Source organism: Streptomyces sp. NPDC046870 (assembly GCF_040704595.1).
Taxonomy (GTDB): Bacteria; Actinomycetota; Actinomycetes; order Streptomycetales; family Streptomycetaceae; genus Streptomyces; species Streptomyces argyrophylli.
On record NZ_JBEYXM010000004.1, the window covers coordinates 393,956 to 414,071 of the forward strand.

A 20,116-nucleotide genomic window follows, 5' to 3' on the forward strand; every position below is an offset into this window, starting at 1 on the left:
TTTCCCGGTACGGGGCCCTGTCCTGTTCCTGTTCCGTCAGCCCAGCAGGCCGCCCACCAGACCCGGCTGGCCGGTGGAGGTGCCGCCGCCCGTGGACGTGCTGCCGCCGCCCGTCGTCGACCCGCCGGTGCTCGTGCCGCCGCCCGTGCTCGTCGGGCCCGCCGTCGTGCTGGGGGCGCCACCCGTCGTCGGGGACGTCCGGCGGGGCGGGACCTGACCCGTGGTGCCCTGGGTCTGGGTCGGGGCAGTGGTGGTTCCGCCGGAGGTGGCCCGGCTGGTGCCCGGGGTCGTCGCCGCCCCCGAGGGGCTCGCGCCGGCCGTGGCGCCGTCCGTCGGGGAGGTGGACGCCGACGGGGTCTTCTCGTGCCGCGTGCCGGGCTCCTGCGGGAGCGGGGAGCCGGGGAGCTGGTTGCGGGGCGCCTCGCCGGGTCCGGGGACGACCACGCGGCTGGAGTCGCGGACCGCGCCGCCCAGCAGGGACCCGATGAACAGGGTCAGGCCGACCGTGACGGCCGTGATCAGCGCGCCACGGCGCAGGACGTAGCGGCGCAGCTCCCAGATGTCGGCGCGGGGGCCGAGACGGCGCCAGGCACCGCCCGCGAGTCGGCCGTCCACGGAGTAGACGGGCGCGCCGGCGATGATCAGCGGGGACCAGGCGGCGAGGTAGATGATGTCCGGGGCGTCGTAGACCGGGACGGTCTTCCAGCTGACGGTGACGATCAGGGCGGCGGAGAGCAGCACGCCGACGACCGCCGCGACGCGCTGCCAGCAGCCGAGGATGGTCAGGACGCCGACGACGACCTGGAGGAACGCGATGACCAGGCCGGAGCCGACCGGGTGGTGCAGGGCGAACTGGCGCAGCGGCTCGGCGACGTCCCAGGGGTGCAGCGTGTTGAGCCAGGTCACCATGGAGCCGCGCTTGCCGCCGTCGAAGTAGACGGGGTCGCACAGCTTGCCCATGCCGGCGTAGATGGAGATGAAGCCGAGGAAGACGCGCAGGGGGAGCAGGACGACGCCGAGGTTGAGCCGGCGGCCGGGGTAGTAGGCGTGCCGGGCCGGGTCGTCGCCCTGGCGCTTGGCGCGGCGCGGGGCGTCGCCGTCCGCGCCGGGGTCGGTGTCGGCCGGGTAGGTGTCGTACGGCTCGTCGTCGGGGTAGGCGGGGTAGGCCGGGTCGTCGTAGGCGCCGGTGGCCGTGCGCATGTGCGGCAGGAGGCGGGTGCCGTCGGCGCCCGGGGCGGTGCGCTGGTGGCCGACGACGGGGGTCTCGACGGTCAGGTCGCGTGCGTCGTAGGCGTCGGCGTAACCCGTCTGGACGCGCGGGATGACCTGGGTGGCGCCGGCCTCGGGCTCGTCGGCGTGGCGGACGCTGCTGCCCCGCACGGCCTGGAGGAGCCGGTGGGCGCCGGTGTCGTCGGGGGCGGACCTGCCGCTCCACACGACGGGGCGGCGGCGGCCGGTGGCGCCGGCCCGGCCCGCCGTGCCCACGACGGGCATCCGGGCGGTGTCCTGGGCGGCACTCAGATGCCGGGCGATCCGCGGGGATTGGGTGCGCTTGGCCGCCGCGCCCAGCTGCACGCGGAAGCTGGCGTGATTGACGATGACCTGCGCCGGATCGCTCGGCACCTTCACCATGCTCAGCGCGGGAGCGTCGTCGAATCCCGACGAACGGTCCCCCGTGGGTGTGCGGGGTGTTCTGGTGTCCACACTCATCTAACCGAGTGACGTGGCGTTAGGACACTGCTTTGACCGCCCGGATGTGTCCGGACCCCGTCAAAGCGGCCCGGAGCGCCATATGGCCGCCCGAATTACCCCGCAGGTGTGAACTTCCGGACGGGTGTTCAGGCCCGTCCGGACGGTTGTTCAGCTGCGCCTGCGTGCGGCCTCGTACAGCACGACGCCGGCGGCCACACCCGCGTTGAGCGACTCGGCGCCGCCCGGCATCGGGATGCGGACGCGGAAGTCGCAGGTCTCGCCGACCAGCCGGGACAGGCCCTTGCCCTCGCTGCCGACGACGATGGCGACCGGACCCTGAAGGGCCTCCAGGTCACCGAGTTCGACCTCGCCGTCCGCCGCCAGACCGACCACCGTGAGGCCGGCCTTCTTGTAGGCCTCCAGGGTCCGGGTGAGGTTGGTGGCGCGGGCGACCGGCGTACGGGCGGCCGTACCGGCGGAGGTCTTCCAGGCACCGGCGGTCATGCCGGCCGAGCGGCGCTCGGGCACGATGACGCCGTGGCCGCCGAAGGCGGAGACGGAGCGGACGACGGCGCCGAGGTTGCGCGGGTCGGTGACCCCGTCCAGGGCCACGACCAGCGGGTCCTCGCCCTCCTCGGCCGCGGCGTCGAGCAGGTCCTCCGGGTGCGCGTACTCGTACGGCGGGACCTGGAGGACCAGGCCCTGGTGGTTGAGGCCGTTCGTCATGCGGTCCAGCTCGGGGCGCGGGGCCTCCATGAGGTTGATGCCACCGCGCTCGGCGGCGAGCTGGAGGGCCTCGCGGACGCGCTCGTCGTTGTCGATGAACTGCTGGACGTAGAGGGTGGAGGCGGGGACGCCCTCGCGGAGCGCCTCGACGACCGGGTTGCGGCCGACCACCAGTTCGGAGGTGGACCTGCCACCGCCCCGGCGCTGCGGCGTGCGGCCCTGCGCGCGGCGGGCCTTGGCCGCGGCGGCGCGCTGCTTGGCGTGCCCCTTGCGCATCTCGGCGGGCGGGGTCGGGCCCTTGCCTTCCAGGCCCCGGCGCCGCTGGCCGCCACTGCCGACCTGCGCGCCCTTCTTGCCGGACATGCGACGGTTGTTCGCGGCCATGACCTACCTGTCTTCGTGAGCTTTCGTACGTACGTCTTATGCAGTGTGCCGCCCGGAGGGCCGGGCGGCACAATCGATCAAGCGGGGGCTAGCGCGGGCCGAGGCTCCAGCGCGGACCCTGCGGGCTGTCCTCGATGGCCAGCCCGGCCTGGCCGAGCTGGTCGCGGATGGCGTCGGCGGTGGCCCAGTCCTTGCGGGCGCGGGCGGACTCGCGCTGGTCGAGGACGAGGCGTACGAGGCTGTCGACCACGCCGTTCAGGTCCTCGCCCCGGTCGCCGGCCTCACCGGCCCAGTGCGGGTCGAGCGGGTCGAGGCCGAGGACGCCGAGCATGGCCCGCACCTCGGCGAGCCGGGCGACGGCGCCCTCCTTGTCGTCGGCGGCCAGCGCGCTGTTGCCCTGCCGGACGGTGGTGTGCACGACGGCGAGGGCCTGCGGGACGCCCAGGTCGTCGTCCATCGCCTCGGCGAAGGCCGGCGGGACCTCGGCGGCCGGCTCGACCGGCTTCCCGGCCAGCTCGGTGACCCGCTGCACGAAGCCCTCGATCCGCGCGAACGCGGACTCGGCCTCGCGCAGGGACTCCTCGCTGTACTCGATCATCGAGCGGTAGTGCGGGGTGCCCAGGTAGTAGCGCAGCACGACGGGCCGCCACTGCTTGACCATCTCACTGACCAGCACGCTGTTGCCGAGTGACTTGGACATCTTGTCGCCGGCCATGGTCACCCAGGCGTTGTGCACCCAGTACCGGGCGAACTCGTCGCCGTAGGCCTTGGCCTGGGCGATCTCGTTCTCGTGGTGCGGGAAGATCAGGTCGAGGCCGCCGCCGTGGATGTCGAAGGCGCTGCCCAGGTACTTGTGGGCCATCGCCGAGCACTCCAGGTGCCAGCCGGGGCGGCCCGGTCCCCAGGGGGTCGGCCAGGTCGGCTCGCCCGGCTTGGCGGACTTCCACATGGCGAAGTCGCGCGGGTCCCGCTTGCCGGTCTCGCCCTCGCCGGACGGCTGGAGCAGGTTGTCCAGCTCCTGCCGGGACAGCTCCAGGTAGTGCGGGAAGGACCGCACGTCGAAGTAGACGTTGCCGTCGGCCTCGTAGGCGTGCCCGCGCTCGATGAGGCCCCGCATCATCTCGACCATCTCGGTGATGTGGCCGGTGGCGCGGGGTTCGTAGGTCGGCGGGAGGCAGCCGAGGGCGGCGTAGCCCTCGTTGAACGCGCGCTCGTTCTCGTACCCGATCGACCACCAGGGCCGGTTCTGCTCGTGGCTCTTGGCGATGATCTTGTCGTCGATGTCGGTGACGTTGCGGATGAACGTCACCTCGTAGCCGCGGTAGGCGAACCAGCGGCGCATGATGTCGAAGTTGAGGCCCGAGCGGATGTGGCCGATGTGGGGTGCCGCCTGCACGGTGGCGCCACAGAGGTAGATCGAGACACAGCCCGGCTTGAGCGGGGTGAAGTCACGGATCTGCCGGGCGCTGGTGTCGTACAGGCGAATAGTCACCACTCCAGAGTAGTGGGCCCTGGGCAGTGCCATGCGCCTTCCCACGAGGAAGCCGCCTCACCACGGGACCGGGCCCCGGCCGGCTCCCTACGACCACCCGCCCGGCGTCCCGGCCCGCTGCCGGTCACCGCACCCGGCCACGGTCTCCGGCCACCGGCGGCGCGGTCCTCACCGGCCGCCCCCGGCCACCGTCACAACCGCCCGACGACCTTCCGCGGCCGGATCCGTACGACCACCCGCTCGGCGTCCTGGCCGGATGCCGGGTTGAAGTCCGCGTAGTCCTTGCCCGTGTACTTGCGGCTGAGGTCGTCGATGAGTTCCTGGCCGCCCTCGGTCGTGGTCTCGGCGGTGCCGCGGATCTCGGCGTACTCGTACGGCTCGTCGGGGTTCACGACGACGACCGTCACCCGGGGCTCGCGCTCCAGGTTGTGGTACTTGCGGCGGTCGACCGTCGTGGAGACCAGGAGGTCGTCGCCGTCGCGCTTCACCCACACCGGGGACATCTGCGGGCTTCCGTCGGGCTGGACGGTGCCGAGGACGACGAACACCTTGCCGTCGAGCACGGACTTCAGGCGGTCGGACAGTACGGCGGACATGGGCACCCTCCGGAGTACACGATCACTGGTGGTCGTGTGGGTACCCTGCCACGCCGTCAGCTCACCCGCACCACGAGTGCCGTGGCCACCGCCATCAGCCCTTCCCCGCGCCCCGGGAAGCCGAGCCCGTCCGTCGTGGCGCCGGAGACCGACACGGGCGCGCCGGCCGCCTCGGAGAGGATCTTCTGCGCCTCGTCGCGCCGCTTGCCGATCTTCGGGCGGGGGCCGACCACCTGGACGGCGACGTTGCCGATGGTGAAGCCCGCCGCGCGCACGATCCGGGCGGCCTCGGTGAGCAGGGTGACCCCGGACGCGCCGGACCACTCGGGGCGGCCGGTGCCGAAGTGCTGCCCCAGGTCACCGAGCCCGGCGGCGGAGAAGAGGGCGTTGCAGGCCGCGTGGGCGACGACGTCGGCGTCGGAGTGGCCGGCCAGGCCGGGCCCCTCGCCCTCCCACTTCAGGCCAGCGCACCACAGCTCGCGGCCCTCCTCGAAGGCGTGGATGTCGGTGCCGATGCCGACCTGGGGAAGCACGAAGCCGGCCTCAGAAGCCATCGGTCAGCCTCCTGCGGGCCAGGACCGCCTCGGCGAGGATCAGGTCGAGGGGGCGGGTGACCTTGAACGCCTCCTCGTGGCCGGGGACGGCCACGACCGGCAGCCCCAGCTGTTCCACCATGCTCGCGTCGTCGGTGACGTTCTCGGTGACGCTCTCGTGGGCGCGGACCAGGGTCGCCCGGTCGAAGCCCTGCGGGGTCTGCACGGCCCGCAGCCGGCCCCGCTCGGGGGTGGCGACGACCGGCTCCGGGTCGCCGGCCACGGCCGCGGGCGCGACCTCCTTGACCGTGTCGGCCAGCGGCAGCGCGGGCACCACGGCGGGGGCGCCGTCGCGTACGGCCTCGATCACCGCGTCGACGGTGTCGACCGGGACCAGCGGCCGGGCCGCGTCGTGGACGAGGACGATCCGGTAGTGCGGGGGCAGGGCGTCCAGGCCGATGCGGACCGACTCCTGGCGGGACGGGCCGCCGGGGACGACCTGGAAGTCCGTCCGCTCCGGCAGCGCGTGCGCGTCGAGCAGGGACTTGACCTCGGCGGCGCCGTCCGGCGGGGCCACGACGATCACCAGCGAGACGTGGCGGGACGCGGCGAGGGCGCGGACCGCGTGGATGAGCATGGGTGTGCCGTTCAGCGCGCGGAGCGCCTTGGGGGCGCCCGGGCCGAGCCGTACGCCCCGGCCGGCGGCGGGAATCACGGCGGCGACGGGGGTCTGCGCGGGGGTGGGGCGCGATTCGTCAGACATCGGTTCCTGTCAGGTTTGTGTGCTCGACCTAGGTGGGTATGGCCTGGAGGAGTGCCGGGCGCGACGCCTTGACCGGACCCTTTCCGTGACCCTGGTCGAGCCATCCGCCCGGGCCGGCACATCGAGTACCGGCAGATCGAGTACCGGGGGATCGCGTATCGACCGGTGATCGATTATCGGGGGACCGCGTGTCGGGTGGGCCCGTCCTCAGGCATCCCGTCCACCGGCTTCCCGAGGAGCGCCGCGGGGACGCAACATGCCGCAGCGCCCGGCGACAGGATCAGTGTCATCGGGCACCGCGGCATTTCAGTGTGCTGAGCGGGCCGGAAGCGAGGGTTCGCTGCCGTCGCGCGTCAGGAGGCGAGCACCTCGTCGAGCAGGGCCTCGGCCTTGTCCTCGTTCGTGTTCTCCGCGAGAGCCAGTTCGCTCACCAGGATCTGGCGGGCCTTGGCGAGCATGCGCTTCTCACCGGCGGACAGTCCGCGCTCGCGCTCGCGGCGCCACAGGTCACGCACGACTTCCGCGACCTTGATGACATCGCCGGAGGCGAGCTTCTCCAGGTTTGCCTTGTAACGACGCGACCAGTTCGTGGGCTCCTCGGCGTACGGCGCGCGCAGCACCTCGAAGACCCGGTCCAGCCCGTCCTGACCGACCACATCACGCACGCCGACGAACTCCGCATTGTCCGCTGGCACACGCACCGTGAGGTCACCCTGGGCGACCTTCAGCACCAAGTAGGTCTTGTCCACGCCTTTGATCTGGCGAGTTTCGATGGCCTCGATCAGCGCGGCCCCGTGATGGGGATAGACCACGGTGTCGCCAACCTTGAACGTCATGTGACAGGTACCCCTTCCGTGGCTATCCAGGGTAACACGGATACGGCGTCTTCTGAATGGCGTTTTCGCAGGTCAGGGCATATCTCAGGGCTTGACAACAGCAACCGGAACGTGCTGCGGGGAGCCTCCGGAACGGGGTATTCGCAGGTCGGAGGGGCTCTGCGGGCGGGGCGAAACACGTACGTCACACGTCCCAGGAGGCCACCTCAAGTGGCGGAACATCCCGTTTTGTCGGGTCTCAAGCGTGCGACTTCCGCTACTCCGTTCGGTGACCAGGGCCGGGTACCGGACGATTCCGGAATTGATCAACGGCTGCCGGAGGGGTGCGTCGTGATCAATATCGGGGAGGCTCGCGCATTCCTTCACGGAAATTTCGCGACCCTCGTTGTGAGGGCCCGCAAGGCGGTCGCCGTCGCGTTATGTGAATGACGGACCAGCGGCTCCGCAATGCGGCCGCGGGGTCACGCGGGCCCCGCGGAGTACCCCCAGCCGGAGGGAAGCCCGCGGCCAGGGGGAGGGTCGGGTGCGACGGCGCCGGAACGGCTCGGTAGCCTGAAGCCGCTGACAGACACTTAGGGCGGCTTTACAAGGGGAGCCGCCCGCGCGTTCAAGGAGTTGCCGCCGCCGTGAGCAGCAGCCTTCGACGCGGCGCCCTCGCCGCCTCCGCCATCGTCTTCTCGATCGCCTCGCTCGCCGCCTGCGGCGCCGGAAACAACGCCCAGACCCTGGAGATCAAGCCGGACAACGCGGCGACCAGCGTGGGCGACATCAAGGTCCAGAACGCCCTGGTCATCACCCAGCCCGACCTCCAGTCGACGGGCCCCGCGGTGATCTCCGCGACCGTGTTCAACTCCGGGAGCACCGACCAGACCCTCCAGTCGATCACGCTGGACGGGAGCGGGACGTCCGCCGAGCTGAAGCCCGCCAAGGGCCAGAGCCTGACCGTTCCGGCGCACGGCTCGCTGATCCTCGGCGGCAAGGACAACGCGTCCGCGACGCTGCCCAGCGGCCGCGAGGCCGTCCAGGACGGCAACGCCCAGAGGATCACCTTCACCTTCAGCAAGACCGGCAAGGTGAGCCTGCGCGCCTTCGTCGTCCCGGCCACCAGCTACTTCGACAAGTGGGGCCCGAGCCAGGTCCCGTCCGCCCCGGCCGGTGCCGGCGGCGCCACGGCCACCCCGTCCGGCAGCGCGAGCGCGTCCGCCAGCGGCAAGCCGGGGAGCGGCCACGGGACGAGCCCGTCGGACACCGCCTCCGGTGCGCCCGCCACCCCGCACGACTCGGCGTCGGCGTCGGCCGCCGGTCACTGACCAGCCGTACGCCGAAGGGCGGTACCCCCACGGGGGTGCCGCCCTTCGGCATGCGTCGGGCGCTCACCCAGCCGCGAGCGCTCGCGGTCTACGGCTCGAACTTGTAGCCCAGGCCCCGCACCGTCACCAGGTACCGCGGCGCACCCGGGTCCGGCTCGATCTTGGCGCGCAGGCGCTTGACGTGGACGTCGAGGGTCTTGGTGTCGCCCACGTAGTCGGCGCCCCAGACGCGGTCGATGAGCTGCATACGGGTGAGCACACGGCCCGCGTTGCGCAGCAGCATCTCCAGGAGGTCGAACTCCTTGAGCGGGAGGTCGACCTTGGAGCCGCCGACGGTGACCACGTGCCGGTCGACGTCCATGCGGACCGGCCCCGCCTCCAGCGCGGCCGGGGTGACCTCCTCCGGCTCGCCGCGCCGGCGCAGCACCGCGCGGATGCGGGCGACCAGCTCGCGGGAGGAGAACGGCTTGGTGACGTAGTCGTCGGCTCCTATCTCGAGCCCCACGACCTTGTCGATCTCGCTGTCCTTGGCGGTCACCATGATCACGGGGACGTTGGAGCGGCCGCGCAGCTGGCGGCAGACCTCGGTGCCGGGCAGGCCCGGCAGCATCAGGTCCAGGAGGACCAGGTCGGCGCCGTTGCGCTCGAACTCGTCCAGGCCGTCAGGGCCGGTCGCCGCGACGGCGACCTCGAAGCCCTCCTTGCGGAGCATGTACGACAGGGCGTCGGAGAAGGACTCCTCGTCCTCGACGACGAGCACACGGGTCACGGAAGGACCTCCGGGGCGGGAAGCGATGCGTACGGGGGTGGGTCGGTGGGGCCGGCCTCGTCGTCGAGGTCGGGGTGCTGCTGTGCGCGGTCGCGGGCCGCGCCCGCCTCCGGCAGCCTGAGGGTGAAGGTGGAGCCCTGGCCTTCGGCGCTCCAGACCGTGACCTCCCCGCCGTGCGAGGCGACCACGTGCTTGACGATGGCGAGACCCAGACCGGTGCCGCCGGTGGCCCGGGAGCGGGCCGGGTCGACGCGGTAGAAGCGCTCGAAGATGCGCTCCTTGTCCTTGTCCGAGATGCCGATGCCCTGGTCGGTGACCGCCAGCTCGATCATGTCGCCGCCGGGCGCGCTGATCCGGCGTGCGGCGATGCCGACGCGGGTGCGGGCCGGGGAGTAGTTGACGGCGTTCTCGACCAGGTTGCCGAGGGCGGCGGCCAGCTGGCCCCGGTTGCCCCAGACGTGCAGGTCCGCCGCTCCGTCCGCCCGCCGCCCGCCACCGCCCTGATCGGGTCCTTCGGGCACCCATACGTTCGAGGCCATCGTGATCTGCTTCGTGCCCGCCTGGTGACGGCAGCGGTCCATGGCCTCGGCGACCAGCTCGTCCACCCGGACGGGCTCGGCGTCCTCCAGCGGGTCGTCGTTCTGCACCCGGGAGAGGTCGATCAGCTCCTGCACCAGGTTGGTCAGGCGGGTCGCCTCGATCTGCATCCGGCCGGCGAAGCGCTGCACCGCCTCCGGGTCGTCGGAGGCGTCCATCACCGCCTCGGAGAGCAGGGACAGCGCGCCGACGGGCGTCTTCAGCTCATGGCTGACGTTCGCCACGAAGTCGCGGCGCACCGCCTCGATCCGGCGGGCCTCGGTCAGGTCCTCGACCAGCAGCAGGACCAGGCGGGAGCCGAGCGGGGCCACGCGCGCGGAGACGGCGAGGGCCTCGCCCCGGCCGGTGCCGCGCCGGGGCAGGTCCAGCTCGACCTGCCGTATCTCCCCGTCCCGTCTGGTGTCCCGGGCCATCTGGAGCATGGGCTCCACCGAGAGCTTGCCGCCGCGGACCAGTCCGAGGGCGTAGGCGGCGGAGCTGGCCTTGACCACGGCGTCGGCCTCGTCGAGGACGACGGCGGAGGAGCGGAGCACGGACAGTACGGTGTCCACGCCGGGCGGGAGTACGGGATCGGTGTGCAAGGAAGTCCTGGTCGGTCGCTTCTGGTCGCGTTCGCTCCAGCGGAACGCCAGCACGGCGATGACACCGGTGAGCACCCCGGCGATCGCTGCCGCTGCGGCGACCGCCGCGTTCACGTCCATGCCACCAGGTTAGGCACGGCGCAGGACATGACCACAGCCGTCACCGTGCGACCTCGGACACTCGTCGCCCAGAGTTCACCTTGCAGCCAGTACCGGTTCATTCGGGGTGGCGGAAACGGACGGGTGCGGGGCACAACGTGGGAGCGTGGGGACCAAGCACACCGATGAGAGGGAACCCTGATGCGGGACGCGTACCACGAGGAACTGGACTCGATCGGCGACGGACTGGTGGAGATGGCCCGGCTGGTCGGATCGGCGATCGGGCGCGCCACGACCGCCATCCTCGACTCCGACCTGAAGCTGGCCGAGAGCGTGATCGAGGCCGACAAGAAGGTCGACGAACTCCAGCACGACCTGGAGGCCCGGGCGATAGCCCTGCTGGCCCGGCAGCAGCCGGTGGCGACGGACCTGCGGATCGTCGTCACGTCGCTGCGGATGTCCGCCGACCTGGAGCGCTCGGGCGACCTCGCCCAGCACGTGGCGAAGCTCGCGCGGCTGCGCTTCCCGAACCGGGCCGTCCCGTACGACCTGCACGCCACCATCCTGGAGATGGGCCAGCTCGCGCAGCGCCTGATGGCCAAGGCGGCCGAAGTGCTCGTGACCAAGGACGTCGACCTGGCCCTCCAGCTGGAGCAGGACGACGACGACATGGACCTGCTGCACCGCACGCTCTTCCAGCACCTGATCGACGAGCGCTGGAAGCACGGCATCGAGACGGCCGTGGACGTCACCCTGCTGGGCCGCTACTACGAGCGGTACGCCGACCACGCCGTGGCCGTCGCCAAGCGCGTGGTCTACCTGGTGACCGGTGAGCACGCGGACGAGTTGCAGCCGGACATCCAGCCGGTGACGGGCACCGAGGGGGTGTGACCCCTGCGGGCCGGGGCCGTCCGGATCCGTGAACGCCTCCGTGCGCCGTTGATGCGCCCGGCACGACGGGCATGAAATGGGCGAGGGCACCCTGCCCCAGGTCTAGGAGGGACCCATGGCCGAATCCCCCAGCACCACGCCCGACCCGACGCAGGAGCGCGAGACCGGGCAGCCCGCCGAGATCAGGACCCTTCCGCTGTTCGGCGCGTGCGGCTGCGGCTCCGGCTGCGGCTGCGGCTGCCAGTCGGGCAACCCCTGCCAGTGCGGCTGAACGGCTCGTACGGGCCGGTGTGAGCGCGTCTCGCACCGGCCCCCGGCGTACCGGATGCCCCTCCCGCACCCCGGGCGCAGCATGGAAGGTGCGGGTGGGACGGCAGCCGGCGACAGGAGGTGGCGGGCCATGGCCAAGTTCATCGACGTGCACCGTGGCATGGAGGGCATCACGGCCGACCAGCTGATGGAGGCGCACCGGGCCGACCTCGCCATCGAGGCGGACGAGTCCGTGCACTTCGAGCACGCCTGGGCGGACCCGGAGTCCGGCCTCGTCTACTGCCTCTCCGAAGCGCCCTCGGCGGAAGCCGTCCAGCGCGTCCACGAGCGCGCCGGCCACCGGGCGGACGAGGTGCACCCCGTGCCGCTGGAGGCGTGAGCGCGGGCTCGCCTCCGGCGTCGGCGGACGGACACCCCGCGCTTGCCTTGCGCGTCGGCGGACGGACACCCGGCGCTTGCCTTGCGCGTCGGCGGTCGGGCACCCGCTGCCTTCCACTCGGCCGACGGCACCCGCTGCGTTCCGCGTCGGCCGGCGGATCTGCTGATCTCGGGTCACTGGTTGGCCGTGCGGCCGTGCGGCCGGAGGCGTACGCGCGGGCCCCTAACCGGTCCGGGGCCTGCTCGGGGTCCAGGTCCGCCTTGGTCCGGCCGCACCGGGGCCATCGACGCCGGGACGAGGACGATCCACACGACCGGGTCCGGGACAGCACATCTAGGCCGTACTGACCTCGGTCGCGGTGTCCGCCGGGGCCGGGGCCGGGGCCGGCCGTTCCGGGGGCAGGCGGCGCATCAGGACGCCGTAGCCGAGCCCGGCCGCCGTCCCCACCACCGCGCACGTCCCCCACAGCCATCCGGCGCCGAGGTGGTCGATGACCACGCCCGACATCAGGGGCGCGATCAGGGCGGCGACGGACCAGGAGAGCGTGTACATGCCCTGGTAGCGTCCGCGGCCGTGGACCGGGGACAGGCGGACGACGAGGCTCGTCTGGGTCGGGGCGTTGACGATCTCGGCCAGCGTCCACACGCACACGGTGACCATGAAGACGCCGACCGAGCCGGCGAACGCGGTCAGCCCGAAGCCGTACCCCGCGAGGAGCGAGGAGGCGACCAGGAGGGTGCGCGGGTCGCGGTGCTCGATGAACCGGGTGACGGGGATCTGCAGGGCGACGATCAGGATGCCGTTGACGGCGATGGCGAGGCCGTAGTCGGCCGGGGAGAACCCGGCCCGCCCCATCGCCACCGGCAGTCCGACCGAGCCCTGCTGGAAGACCAGGGCGACGAGGAAGGACAGCCCGACGACGGCCATGTACCGCCCGTCCCGCAGCACCGTGCCCAGGCTGACGCCGTCCTCCGTCTGCTTGGCCGTGGCCGCCGGCCGCGACTCCGGCAGCTTGGCGAAGACGACGACCGCGCAGGCCAGGGTCATCCCGGCCTCGATCAGGAACCCGGCGAGATAACTGAACTCGGCGATGAACCCGGCGGCCGTGGAGGACACGGCGAAGCCCAGGTTGATCGCCCAGTAGTTGAGGGAGAAGGCCCGCACCCGGTCCTCGGGCCGGACGATGTCGGCCATCATCGCCTGCACGGCCGGCCGGGAGGCGTTGGAGGCCATGCCGACGAGGAAGGCGACGGCGGCGATGGCGACCGGGTCGGTCACGAAGCCGAGCAGGGCGACCGCGGCGGCGGTGGCGGTCTGCGCGATGAGCAGCGTGGGCCGCCGGCCGAGCCGGTCGGCCATCACCCCGCCGCCCAGCGAGGAGACGACCCCGCCGAGCCCGTGCAGGGAGGCGACGAGACCGGCGTACGAGGCGGAGTAGCCGCGGTCGAGCGTGAGGTACAGGGCCATGAACGTGGCCACGAACGCGCCCAGCCGGTTGACGAGGGTGCTGGTCCACAGCCACCAGAACTCCTTGGGGAGCCCGGAGACGGATTCGTGGACAGCGCGTCTCACACGGGCTGGTGACATCGAGGATCCCCCATGCAGGTAAGCGGCTCAAGCGGTGATCACAACTTACGAGTGGGGGCCTTGGGAACGCCAGTCGATTAACGGTTCACGTCAATCGGGCCACGACCGGGTGGAGCGGGGTACGACGCCGTCCGTGCCGCCCGCTCGAAACGGCTCGGGAACGGATACTTCCGCTCCAGGAAGGCGCGGAGGGCCGACCGTGCCGCCGCCCGGTCCGCCGGGTCGGTGTCCACGTCGTTGAGGCAGAAGAAGTCCACGTCCTCGCCGGCCGCGAGCCGCGCCAGCCGCCGCCGCATGTCCGGCGTGCCCAGCTGGACGTACCGGAAGCTGTAGTCGGCCGGCACCGCCCGGCCCGTCGCGATGGCCCAGTGATGGTGGAGCGTGGACGCCGGCGCGACGTCGGTGGTGGACCGGAAGCGGGAGTACGCCGTCCGCTCCAGCTCCTCGATGCCGAGGTGCTCCATCTCCCGCATGACCGCCAGCAGCTGGGGGTGCGGGGTGTGCAGCGACTTGTGCGTGACGTACCTGCCGTGGAAGCGGCGGATCACCTCGCGGGCGTTCTTCCCGGCCGAGTTCGGCGCCGGCTCCAGCGGGTGCGGGGCGCCGACCCCGAGCTTGAGCGGGGACAACGGGATGCGGGCGATGCCGTTGCCGTGGAAGAACGTCTCCGCGCACACCGGATGGTTGATGAAGACGTCGTCGTTGAAGTAGAGGTAGTGCTCCGACAGGCCCGGGATGTGGTGCAGCCGGCTCTCTATCGCGTGCGAGTTGAAGACGGGCAGCGCGTCGGCCGGGAGGATGTCCCGGTGGTCGATCACGGTCAGCCCCGCCGCGTCCGGGTCCAGCCAGGCCGGTGTCTGCGCGTCGGTCACGAGGTAGATGTTCCGGATGAAACCGGCGTACATCTCCAGCGAGCGCAGCGCGTACCTCAGCTCGTCGTGGCTGGTGTAGCGGGAGGCACCGGTCTCACGCGGGGCGATGACGTCGTCGGACAGCGCCCGGTGGGCCCGGCGCTTCACGGCCATCGCCGGGTCGTCCCCGTCCACCCAGGTGTACACGGCGTCGACGGGGAAGCACACCTGGTCGACACCGGGCTCGGCGAACACGGCGAAGGCCGCCGGGGTGCACCACGCTGACGGCTGCCGCACCGGGACCGCGGCCGGAGGTCGCTGCCCCGGCACCCCAGCGCCCTCCCCCGCCGGCTGCCGAGCCGCCGCCGGCAGGACTTCCGAGACGGCGTTGCGGCGTGGGGCGACCAGTGCCGGACCGAAATCGCCCTGGAGGATCGTGCCGGGCACCGTCAGGTGCCCGGGGTCCGCGCCCAGCTCACGCCCGTACCGCCAGAACTCGATGTCGCAGCCCGCCTCCAGCCCGCCGAGCACCTGCCCGCCGGGTCCCAGCCGGACCACACCGGCGCGCAGCACGGGGGCACGGCGCAGCGCCCGCGGCAGCTTGCCGTCGGCCCACAGCACCGCGCTGGTCACGGCGCCGTCCGGCCCCACCGCACCGACGTACCCGGCGCCGCGCGCGAAGTGTTCGAGGCCCCGGGCGAGGACCGCGCCACGGTACGACTCCTCCACCCCGACCACCGGCCGCGGCACCCCGGGCCCCCGCTCGGCCGGGACCAGGAAGCAGGGGACGCCGGCCGCCTCCAGCACGGCGCGCACCTGCTCCAGGTCGTCGGCGGCGGCGCCCGCGGCGGTGTAGGAGGCGACCGTACGCCCGTACAGCCGTACCGGTCCGCAGGCGACCCGGCGCAGCCCCGGGACGGCGGTGCGCAGCCGGCGGCGGGCCGGGGCTGCGCGCAGCGCCCAGAGCTGGGCCGCGAGCCACAGCCGCAGGCGTGACAACAGGCGCAGCGGCAGGTCCCGGGCGGCCCGCAGCACGGGCGGCGGTGACACGAGGCGGTGACGGGAGTCGATGGCCATGACCGCCACCGTCAGCCCTGCTTCTCGAAGGGACCCGGGAAGGGGAAGTAGTGCTCAAGGAACTCGTGCATCCGCATCCCGACCGCGTCCCGCTCCTGTGGCGGCACGTCGACGTCGTTGAGACAGAAGAAGTCGAAGCGGCGGTTGCGGCGCAGGTCGGCCAGGCGCCGCTCGGCGTCCGGCCGGCTGATGTTGACGTACCGGAAGCTGAACCTGCCCGGGACGCCCCGGCCGGCCATCAGCGCGTACTGGTAGAGCAGCGGCGCCGTCATCGCGATGTCCTGCGGCGAGCGGAACCGGGAGGCGGTGGTGCGCCGCACGTCCTGCGGGAACAGCTCCTCCAGCGTGTGCAGCGTGCCGCGCTGCTGCGGCAGCGGGGTGTGCATGAAGTTGTTCGTGGTCATCCGCCCGAACCTCTCCAGCAGCAGCCGCCGTACGTTCTTGCTCGCGGAGTTGGTGGCGGTCTCCTCGGCGTGCGGCTTGCCGACGCCGATCTTGAGCGGCGACACCGGGATCCTCATCAGACCGCTGCCGTGGAAGAAGTGCTCCGGGGTGACCGGGCGGCCGACGAAGACGTCGTCGTTGAAGTAGAGGTAGTGCTCGGACAGGCCGGGTATGTGGTGCAGCCGCGTCTCGATCGCGTGCGAGTTGAAGACGGGCAGCACGTCGGCCGGGAAGATGTCCCGGTGGTCGACGACCGTGATCCCGGGGGCGGTGTCGTCCAGCCAGTGCGGCTTCTGGCCGTCGGTGACGAGGTACACGTGCCGGACGAAACCGGCGTACATCGCGAGCGAGCGCAGCGAGTACCTCAGCTCGTCGTGGCTCGTGTAGCGGGAGGCGCCCGTCTCCTTGTCCAGGATCTCGGCGATGCCGTTGTCCTGGTACCGGGCCCGCTTGGCGCGCATCGCCGGTTCCTCGCCGTCCACCCAGGTGTAGACGACGTCGACGGGGAAGGTCACCTGGTTCACGGTGGGCACGGTGAGCGGGGCGAACCCGGGCAGCTCCCGCTCGCCGACCCGCACGGTCACCAGCTTCTGCTCGCTCGCCGGGAGCACGTCGGTCACCCCGTTGTTGCGCGGTGCCACGAGCGACTCGGCGAAGATGTCGGCGGACGCCTGCGGCTGCACCCTGGCCAGCCGCCGGGGCCCGTCGGCGGAGGCGAGCAGCCCCGCGCCGTCCTCCCAGAACTCGACGTCACAGGCCAGCTCCGGCCCGCCGAGCAGCTGGCCGGCCGGGCCGAGGTGGTTCTCGCCGACGCGCAGCACGGGGGCGGTGCGCAGCGCGGCGGGCAGGACGCCGTCCAGGAACAGGGCCGGGTGCCGGAGCCGGCCGCCGGGCAGCGGCCGGCCGATGAACACGGCCGTGCCCGCGTTGCGCGCCTCCAGCGCGGCGAGTAACCGCGCCCGGTCCACGGCGTTCACGCCGATCGTGCACCGGGTCCGGGCGGACACCAGGAAGTAGGGGATGCCCTCCTGTTCCAGTGCCCCGACCACGAGATCCAGGTTGGAGGCGGCGGCCTCGGCGGCGCTGAACCGGTCCACGACCCGGCCGTAGGACCGCTGGCCCCGCACCACGACCGGGCGCAGCGCCGGATCGGCGACCGCCGCCCTGCGGCGCCGTCGCAGGGTGCGCAGCTGCCAGATCCGCTCGGCGGCCTTCCGCTGGACCCGCGGTCGCATCCGCCGCGCAAAGGAACGCACGGTCACGTCGTGTACTCCTCTTCCCGAGCCCTCAACCTCCCGGCGTTGAGGAGACACACGGATGTGGCGAATCGTTGTACGGGAATCAACCCGGACGTGGCGAGCCCGTTACCGAAGCGTGGTGCGTCGCCGGCCGGCCGCCGCGCGGCGACGGAGCGGGGTCCCCGTGCCCGGCGCGGCCCCCCATCCCCCTTAGGTAGGCTCAAGGCCATGGCCGACGCACCGTACAAGCTGATCCTCCTCCGCCACGGCGAGAGCGAGTGGAACGCGAAGAACCTGTTCACCGGCTGGGTGGACGTGAACCTGAACGAGAAGGGCGAGAAGGAGGCAGTCCGCGGTGGCGAGCTCCTGAAGGACGCCGACCTCCTGCCCGACGTGGTCCACACGTCCCTCCAGAAGCGCGCGATCCGCACGGCCCAGCTGGCGCTGGAGGCCGCGGACCGCCACTGGATCCCGGTCCACCGCTCCTGGCGCCTGAACGAGCGCCACTACGGCGCCCTCCAGGGCAAGGACAAGGCGGCGACGCTGGCCGAGTTCGGCGAGGAGCAGTTCATGCTCTGGCGCCGCTCGTACGACACCCCGCCCCCGCCGCTGTCGGACGACTCGGAGTTCTCCCAGGCCCACGACGCGCGCTACGCGACGATCCCGCCGGAGCTGCGCCCGCGCACGGAGTGCCTGAAGGACGTCGTCTTCCGGATGCTCCCGTACTGGTACGACGCGATCGTCCCGGACCTGCTGACCGGCCGCACGGTCCTGGTCGCCGCCCACGGCAACAGCCTGCGCGCCCTGGTCAAGCACCTGGACGGCATCTCGGACGCGGACATCGCGGGCCTGAACATCCCGACGGGCATCCCCCTCTACTACGAGCTGGACGCCGACTTCAAGCCGGTCACCCCCGGCGGCACGTACCTGGACCCGGAGGCGGCGGCGGCCGCGATCGAGGCGGTCAAGAACCAGGGGAAGAAGAAGTAACCCTGTTCGATCAAGCCCCTTGCCTGCGGGTTTCTCGCGGGCGAGGGGCTTTTCGCTGCCGCTGGGCCGTCTCTGGACCTTCAGGGCGATGGGGCCGTGCGCTCTCCGGGCTCCGGCTCCTGCCTCCACCCCGCTCTGGCGCCGGCGCTCTGGAGCACAGCGACAGCGGACTGCGCCCTGTACGCAGAGAGCCCCCCAAGGAGAGTGACGGGCGCCTGGCGCGCCAGGACCCGGCTGTGCCACAAGCTCTGCCCGGTCACCTTGCGCACTGCGAGGATCACATCCATCTCGCGGGGTCCGCAGTCGACGAGCACCACCTCGTGGGACGGGTCGTCGCAGAGCAGCGTGTAGTACTCGGCGGACTCCTCGTCGGACATCTCGCCCTCCTGCCTCAGCGAACGGGAGCGTATGCGCCCTCGAAGACGGCAGCCACGGCTTTTCGAGTGCGCTCCTGGTTGGACGGCATGAGGTGCGCGTACACACGCAGGGTCAGGCCGGGGTCCGAGTGGCCGAGGTACTCGGCGAGCGCCTTGAGCACCGAGGTGTAGAAGCGGCGGAGGGCGTGCATGCCCGTTCTCACGGGACGCGGCGTACGACCCGCCCGGCTTCCTCTCGGGGATCACGTCGGCCGAGGCGAGGGTCCGCTTCCAAACCTCCTCGTTGAGCGACGTACGCCAGACGTGCCCGCCGCGCAGCCCGGTGAAGATCAGCCGCTTGGTCACCGCAGACCCGTCCGCCACCTTCCACGGCAAGGTGATCTCGACCGGCGGGAATCGCTTCATGTGGGCGCGGAGGGCGTCAGCGACTGGACCGGGCAGCGGTACGTCCCGGAGCTTGCCACCCTTCGGCGGAGCGAAGACCGGCTTGCTGCGGCTCAGCTTGAGCTGCTGAACCACGTGAAGTGTCTCCGACTCGAAGTCGATCGCGTCGGCGGCAAGGCCGAGGATTTCGCCCTGACGGAGGCCGCAGCCGCCGCCCAGGTCGACCATGGCCTGGTACCGCTCTGGCATGCCGGCCCGGACGGCGAAGACCCGTTCCGGCGTCCAGGGCACGACGCGCTTGTTGTCCACAGACGGTGGACGGACTGAGCGGGCGGCGCACGGGTTCCGGGGAAGGTGCCCGTCATCCACGGCCGCGCTGAGGGCGGCGCGCACGTTGGAGTAGATCGTCCGGGCATACGAACCGCGAACGCCGTTGTCCTGAAGCTGCCGCACCCAGTCGCGGATGTGAGCGGGCTGGAAGGAGCCGAGAGGGCGCGACCCCAGGTAGGGATAGGCGTGCAACCGGAGCTGCGACTCCATCGAGGCCTGAGTGTTCGGGTCCGGCGCGTGGGTCACCCACTTCTCGGCGTACGCGATCCTCCACACGGCCAGCGGCCGGGAGTACGGCAGCTTCCACCTGGCGGTCGCCGTCTCGGCTCAGGTGGTGGCGGTGTCGGTCACGGACGACGGCGGCATGGCCACGGCCCCGAAGGTCGAGCACCAGGACCAGGACGCCGAGCACGGCCGCGGGCTGGGCATGGTCAGTGCCATCGCTCACCGGGTCGTCGTCCGCGACAGCGACCAGGGCCACACGGTCACCGCGGAGCTGTACGCGGACACTCGGCTGGGAGGCCACCCATGCTGAAACCGCCGCAGCGGGGCTACTGGTGTGAGTGCTGGACCGAGGACCTGACCGAGCAGTGGGGGTCGGCGCTGACGGCATCGTTCGATGCGTACTCGGCACCCCAGGCGGACCGTTGGGTAGCGGTCGCACTCCGCACGATCTCACCGACCCTGGACGCGGACGCCTCCGATGAGGCATGGGAGTGGCTGTACGAGGGCCGCATCGAGACCCGCCGAGCTTTGTTGCGCGCCGAGCCGTGCACGGTGTCAGTGACCCACGCCAAGACCCGCATCACCTGGACGATCCGACCGGTGCTCTTCCTGCCGCTCGCGCACCGACAGGCAGTCGAACTCCCGGGGTGTACACACGACTTCAAGCCCCTCGAGACAGACTGAGTTACAACTTT

General features: G+C 71.9%; 19 protein-coding genes and 2 pseudogenes. 7 read left to right on the plus strand and 14 right to left on the minus strand.

What is annotated here, in order from left to right; translation table 11 throughout:
* Window positions 1-36: 36 nt before the first annotated feature.
* The 7 genes from AB0946_RS12895 to AB0946_RS12925 form a co-directional block, all read right to left on the minus strand.
* Window positions 37-1,710 carry a DoxX family protein gene (locus tag AB0946_RS12895; protein ID WP_366760599.1) on the minus strand — a complete coding sequence of 558 codons (1,674 nt, stop codon included), beginning with the start codon at window positions 1,708-1,710 and terminating at the stop codon, window positions 37-39.
* Between the two features lie 150 nt (window positions 1,711-1,860).
* A complete protein-coding gene (rlmB, locus tag AB0946_RS12900; protein ID WP_366760600.1) occupies window positions 1,861-2,802 on the minus strand; it encodes a 23S rRNA (guanosine(2251)-2'-O)-methyltransferase RlmB in 942 nt (313 codons plus the stop codon).
* Between the two features lie 88 nt (window positions 2,803-2,890).
* Entirely contained in the window at window positions 2,891-4,294 is a 1,404-nt protein-coding gene (gene cysS / locus AB0946_RS12905) for a cysteine--tRNA ligase (RefSeq protein ID WP_366760601.1), read from the minus strand.
* A 191-nt stretch (window positions 4,295-4,485) separates the two neighbouring features.
* Window positions 4,486-4,890, minus strand: coding sequence for a PPOX class F420-dependent oxidoreductase (locus tag AB0946_RS12910; protein WP_366760602.1), 405 nt, complete (start codon window positions 4,888-4,890; stop codon window positions 4,486-4,488).
* Between the two features lie 56 nt (window positions 4,891-4,946).
* A complete protein-coding gene (gene ispF, locus AB0946_RS12915) occupies window positions 4,947-5,444 on the minus strand; it encodes a 2-C-methyl-D-erythritol 2,4-cyclodiphosphate synthase (protein WP_366760603.1) in 498 nt (165 codons plus the stop codon).
* Window positions 5,434-6,186: a 2-C-methyl-D-erythritol 4-phosphate cytidylyltransferase gene (gene ispD / locus AB0946_RS12920; RefSeq protein WP_366760604.1), complete on the minus strand. Its 753-nt coding sequence runs from the start codon at window positions 6,184-6,186 to the stop codon at window positions 5,434-5,436. Before ispD ends, ispF begins: the two co-directional genes overlap by 11 nt.
* 353 nt (window positions 6,187-6,539) lie before the next feature.
* On the minus strand, window positions 6,540-7,022 hold the full coding sequence (locus AB0946_RS12925; protein WP_003953493.1) for a CarD family transcriptional regulator: 483 nt from the start codon (window positions 7,020-7,022) through the stop codon (window positions 6,540-6,542).
* A 626-nt stretch (window positions 7,023-7,648) separates the two neighbouring features.
* Between AB0946_RS12925 and AB0946_RS12930 the strand changes: the two genes are divergently transcribed.
* Complete coding sequence (locus AB0946_RS12930) at window positions 7,649-8,332, plus strand: DUF461 domain-containing protein (protein WP_366760605.1); 684 nt, start codon at window positions 7,649-7,651, stop codon at window positions 8,330-8,332.
* A gap of 88 nt (window positions 8,333-8,420) precedes the next feature.
* Here AB0946_RS12930 and AB0946_RS12935 read toward each other — a convergent pair whose 3' ends face one another.
* Together AB0946_RS12935 and AB0946_RS12940 are read right to left on the minus strand one after the other, a co-directional pair.
* Complete coding sequence (locus tag AB0946_RS12935) at window positions 8,421-9,101, minus strand: response regulator transcription factor (protein ID WP_014673455.1); 681 nt, start codon at window positions 9,099-9,101, stop codon at window positions 8,421-8,423.
* Entirely contained in the window at window positions 9,098-10,399 is a 1,302-nt protein-coding gene (locus tag AB0946_RS12940) for an ATP-binding protein (protein ID WP_366760606.1), read from the minus strand. Before AB0946_RS12940 ends, AB0946_RS12935 begins: the two co-directional genes overlap by 4 nt.
* A 180-nt stretch (window positions 10,400-10,579) precedes the next feature.
* On the opposite strand from AB0946_RS12940, the gene phoU reads away from it, so the two are divergent.
* The 3 genes from phoU to AB0946_RS12955 all read left to right on the plus strand — a co-directional run bounded on the left by phoU (window position 10,580) and on the right by AB0946_RS12955 (window position 11,918).
* Window positions 10,580-11,269 carry a phosphate signaling complex protein PhoU gene (phoU, locus tag AB0946_RS12945; protein WP_171155102.1) on the plus strand — a complete coding sequence of 230 codons (690 nt, stop codon included), beginning with the start codon at window positions 10,580-10,582 and terminating at the stop codon, window positions 11,267-11,269.
* A 115-nt stretch (window positions 11,270-11,384) separates the two neighbouring features.
* On the plus strand, window positions 11,385-11,540 hold the full coding sequence (locus AB0946_RS12950) for a hypothetical protein (RefSeq protein ID WP_014673458.1): 156 nt from the start codon (window positions 11,385-11,387) through the stop codon (window positions 11,538-11,540).
* Between the two features lie 129 nt (window positions 11,541-11,669).
* Window positions 11,670-11,918 carry an SCO4226 family nickel-binding protein gene (locus AB0946_RS12955; RefSeq protein WP_366760607.1) on the plus strand — a complete coding sequence of 83 codons (249 nt, stop codon included), beginning with the start codon at window positions 11,670-11,672 and terminating at the stop codon, window positions 11,916-11,918.
* A gap of 333 nt (window positions 11,919-12,251) precedes the next feature.
* On the opposite strand, the gene AB0946_RS12960 is transcribed toward AB0946_RS12955, so the two are convergent.
* From AB0946_RS12960 to AB0946_RS12970, 3 genes are all read right to left on the minus strand, one after another.
* Complete coding sequence (locus tag AB0946_RS12960) at window positions 12,252-13,505, minus strand: MFS transporter (RefSeq protein WP_366760608.1); 1,254 nt, start codon at window positions 13,503-13,505, stop codon at window positions 12,252-12,254.
* 77 nt (window positions 13,506-13,582) lie between these two features.
* Window positions 13,583-15,433: a stealth conserved region 3 domain-containing protein gene (locus AB0946_RS12965; RefSeq protein WP_366760609.1), complete on the minus strand. Its 1,851-nt coding sequence runs from the start codon at window positions 15,431-15,433 to the stop codon at window positions 13,583-13,585.
* 11 nt (window positions 15,434-15,444) lie between these two features.
* Window positions 15,445-17,139 carry a stealth family protein gene (locus AB0946_RS12970; RefSeq protein WP_366760610.1) on the minus strand — a complete coding sequence of 565 codons (1,695 nt, stop codon included), beginning with the start codon at window positions 17,137-17,139 and terminating at the stop codon, window positions 15,445-15,447.
* A gap of 204 nt (window positions 17,140-17,343) precedes the next feature.
* Between AB0946_RS12970 and AB0946_RS12975 the strand changes: the two genes are divergently transcribed.
* Window positions 17,344-18,105: a phosphoglyceromutase gene (locus tag AB0946_RS12975; protein WP_189814537.1), complete on the plus strand. Its 762-nt coding sequence runs from the start codon at window positions 17,344-17,346 to the stop codon at window positions 18,103-18,105.
* A gap of 80 nt (window positions 18,106-18,185) precedes the next feature.
* On the opposite strand, the gene AB0946_RS12980 is transcribed toward AB0946_RS12975, so the two are convergent.
* Window positions 18,186-18,482, minus strand: a complete 297-nt coding sequence (locus AB0946_RS12980) for a ribosomal protein L7/L12 (protein ID WP_366760611.1) — start codon at window positions 18,480-18,482, stop codon at window positions 18,186-18,188.
* A 14-nt stretch (window positions 18,483-18,496) separates the two neighbouring features.
* Window positions 18,497-19,457, minus strand: a pseudogene (locus tag AB0946_RS12985) (tyrosine-type recombinase/integrase); the annotation flags it as partial.
* Here AB0946_RS12985 and AB0946_RS12990 point away from each other — a divergent pair.
* A pseudogene (locus tag AB0946_RS12990) lies at window positions 19,450-19,731 on the plus strand (ATP-binding protein); the annotation flags it as partial. The pseudogenes AB0946_RS12985 and AB0946_RS12990 overlap by 8 nt on opposite strands.
* Window positions 19,725-20,105 (plus strand): hypothetical protein, encoded by a 381-nt coding sequence (locus AB0946_RS12995; protein WP_366760613.1) that lies wholly within the window; start codon window positions 19,725-19,727, stop codon window positions 20,103-20,105. The pseudogene AB0946_RS12990 and the gene AB0946_RS12995, both read left to right, overlap by 7 nt.
* The last annotated feature ends 11 nt before the right edge of the window (window positions 20,106-20,116 follow it).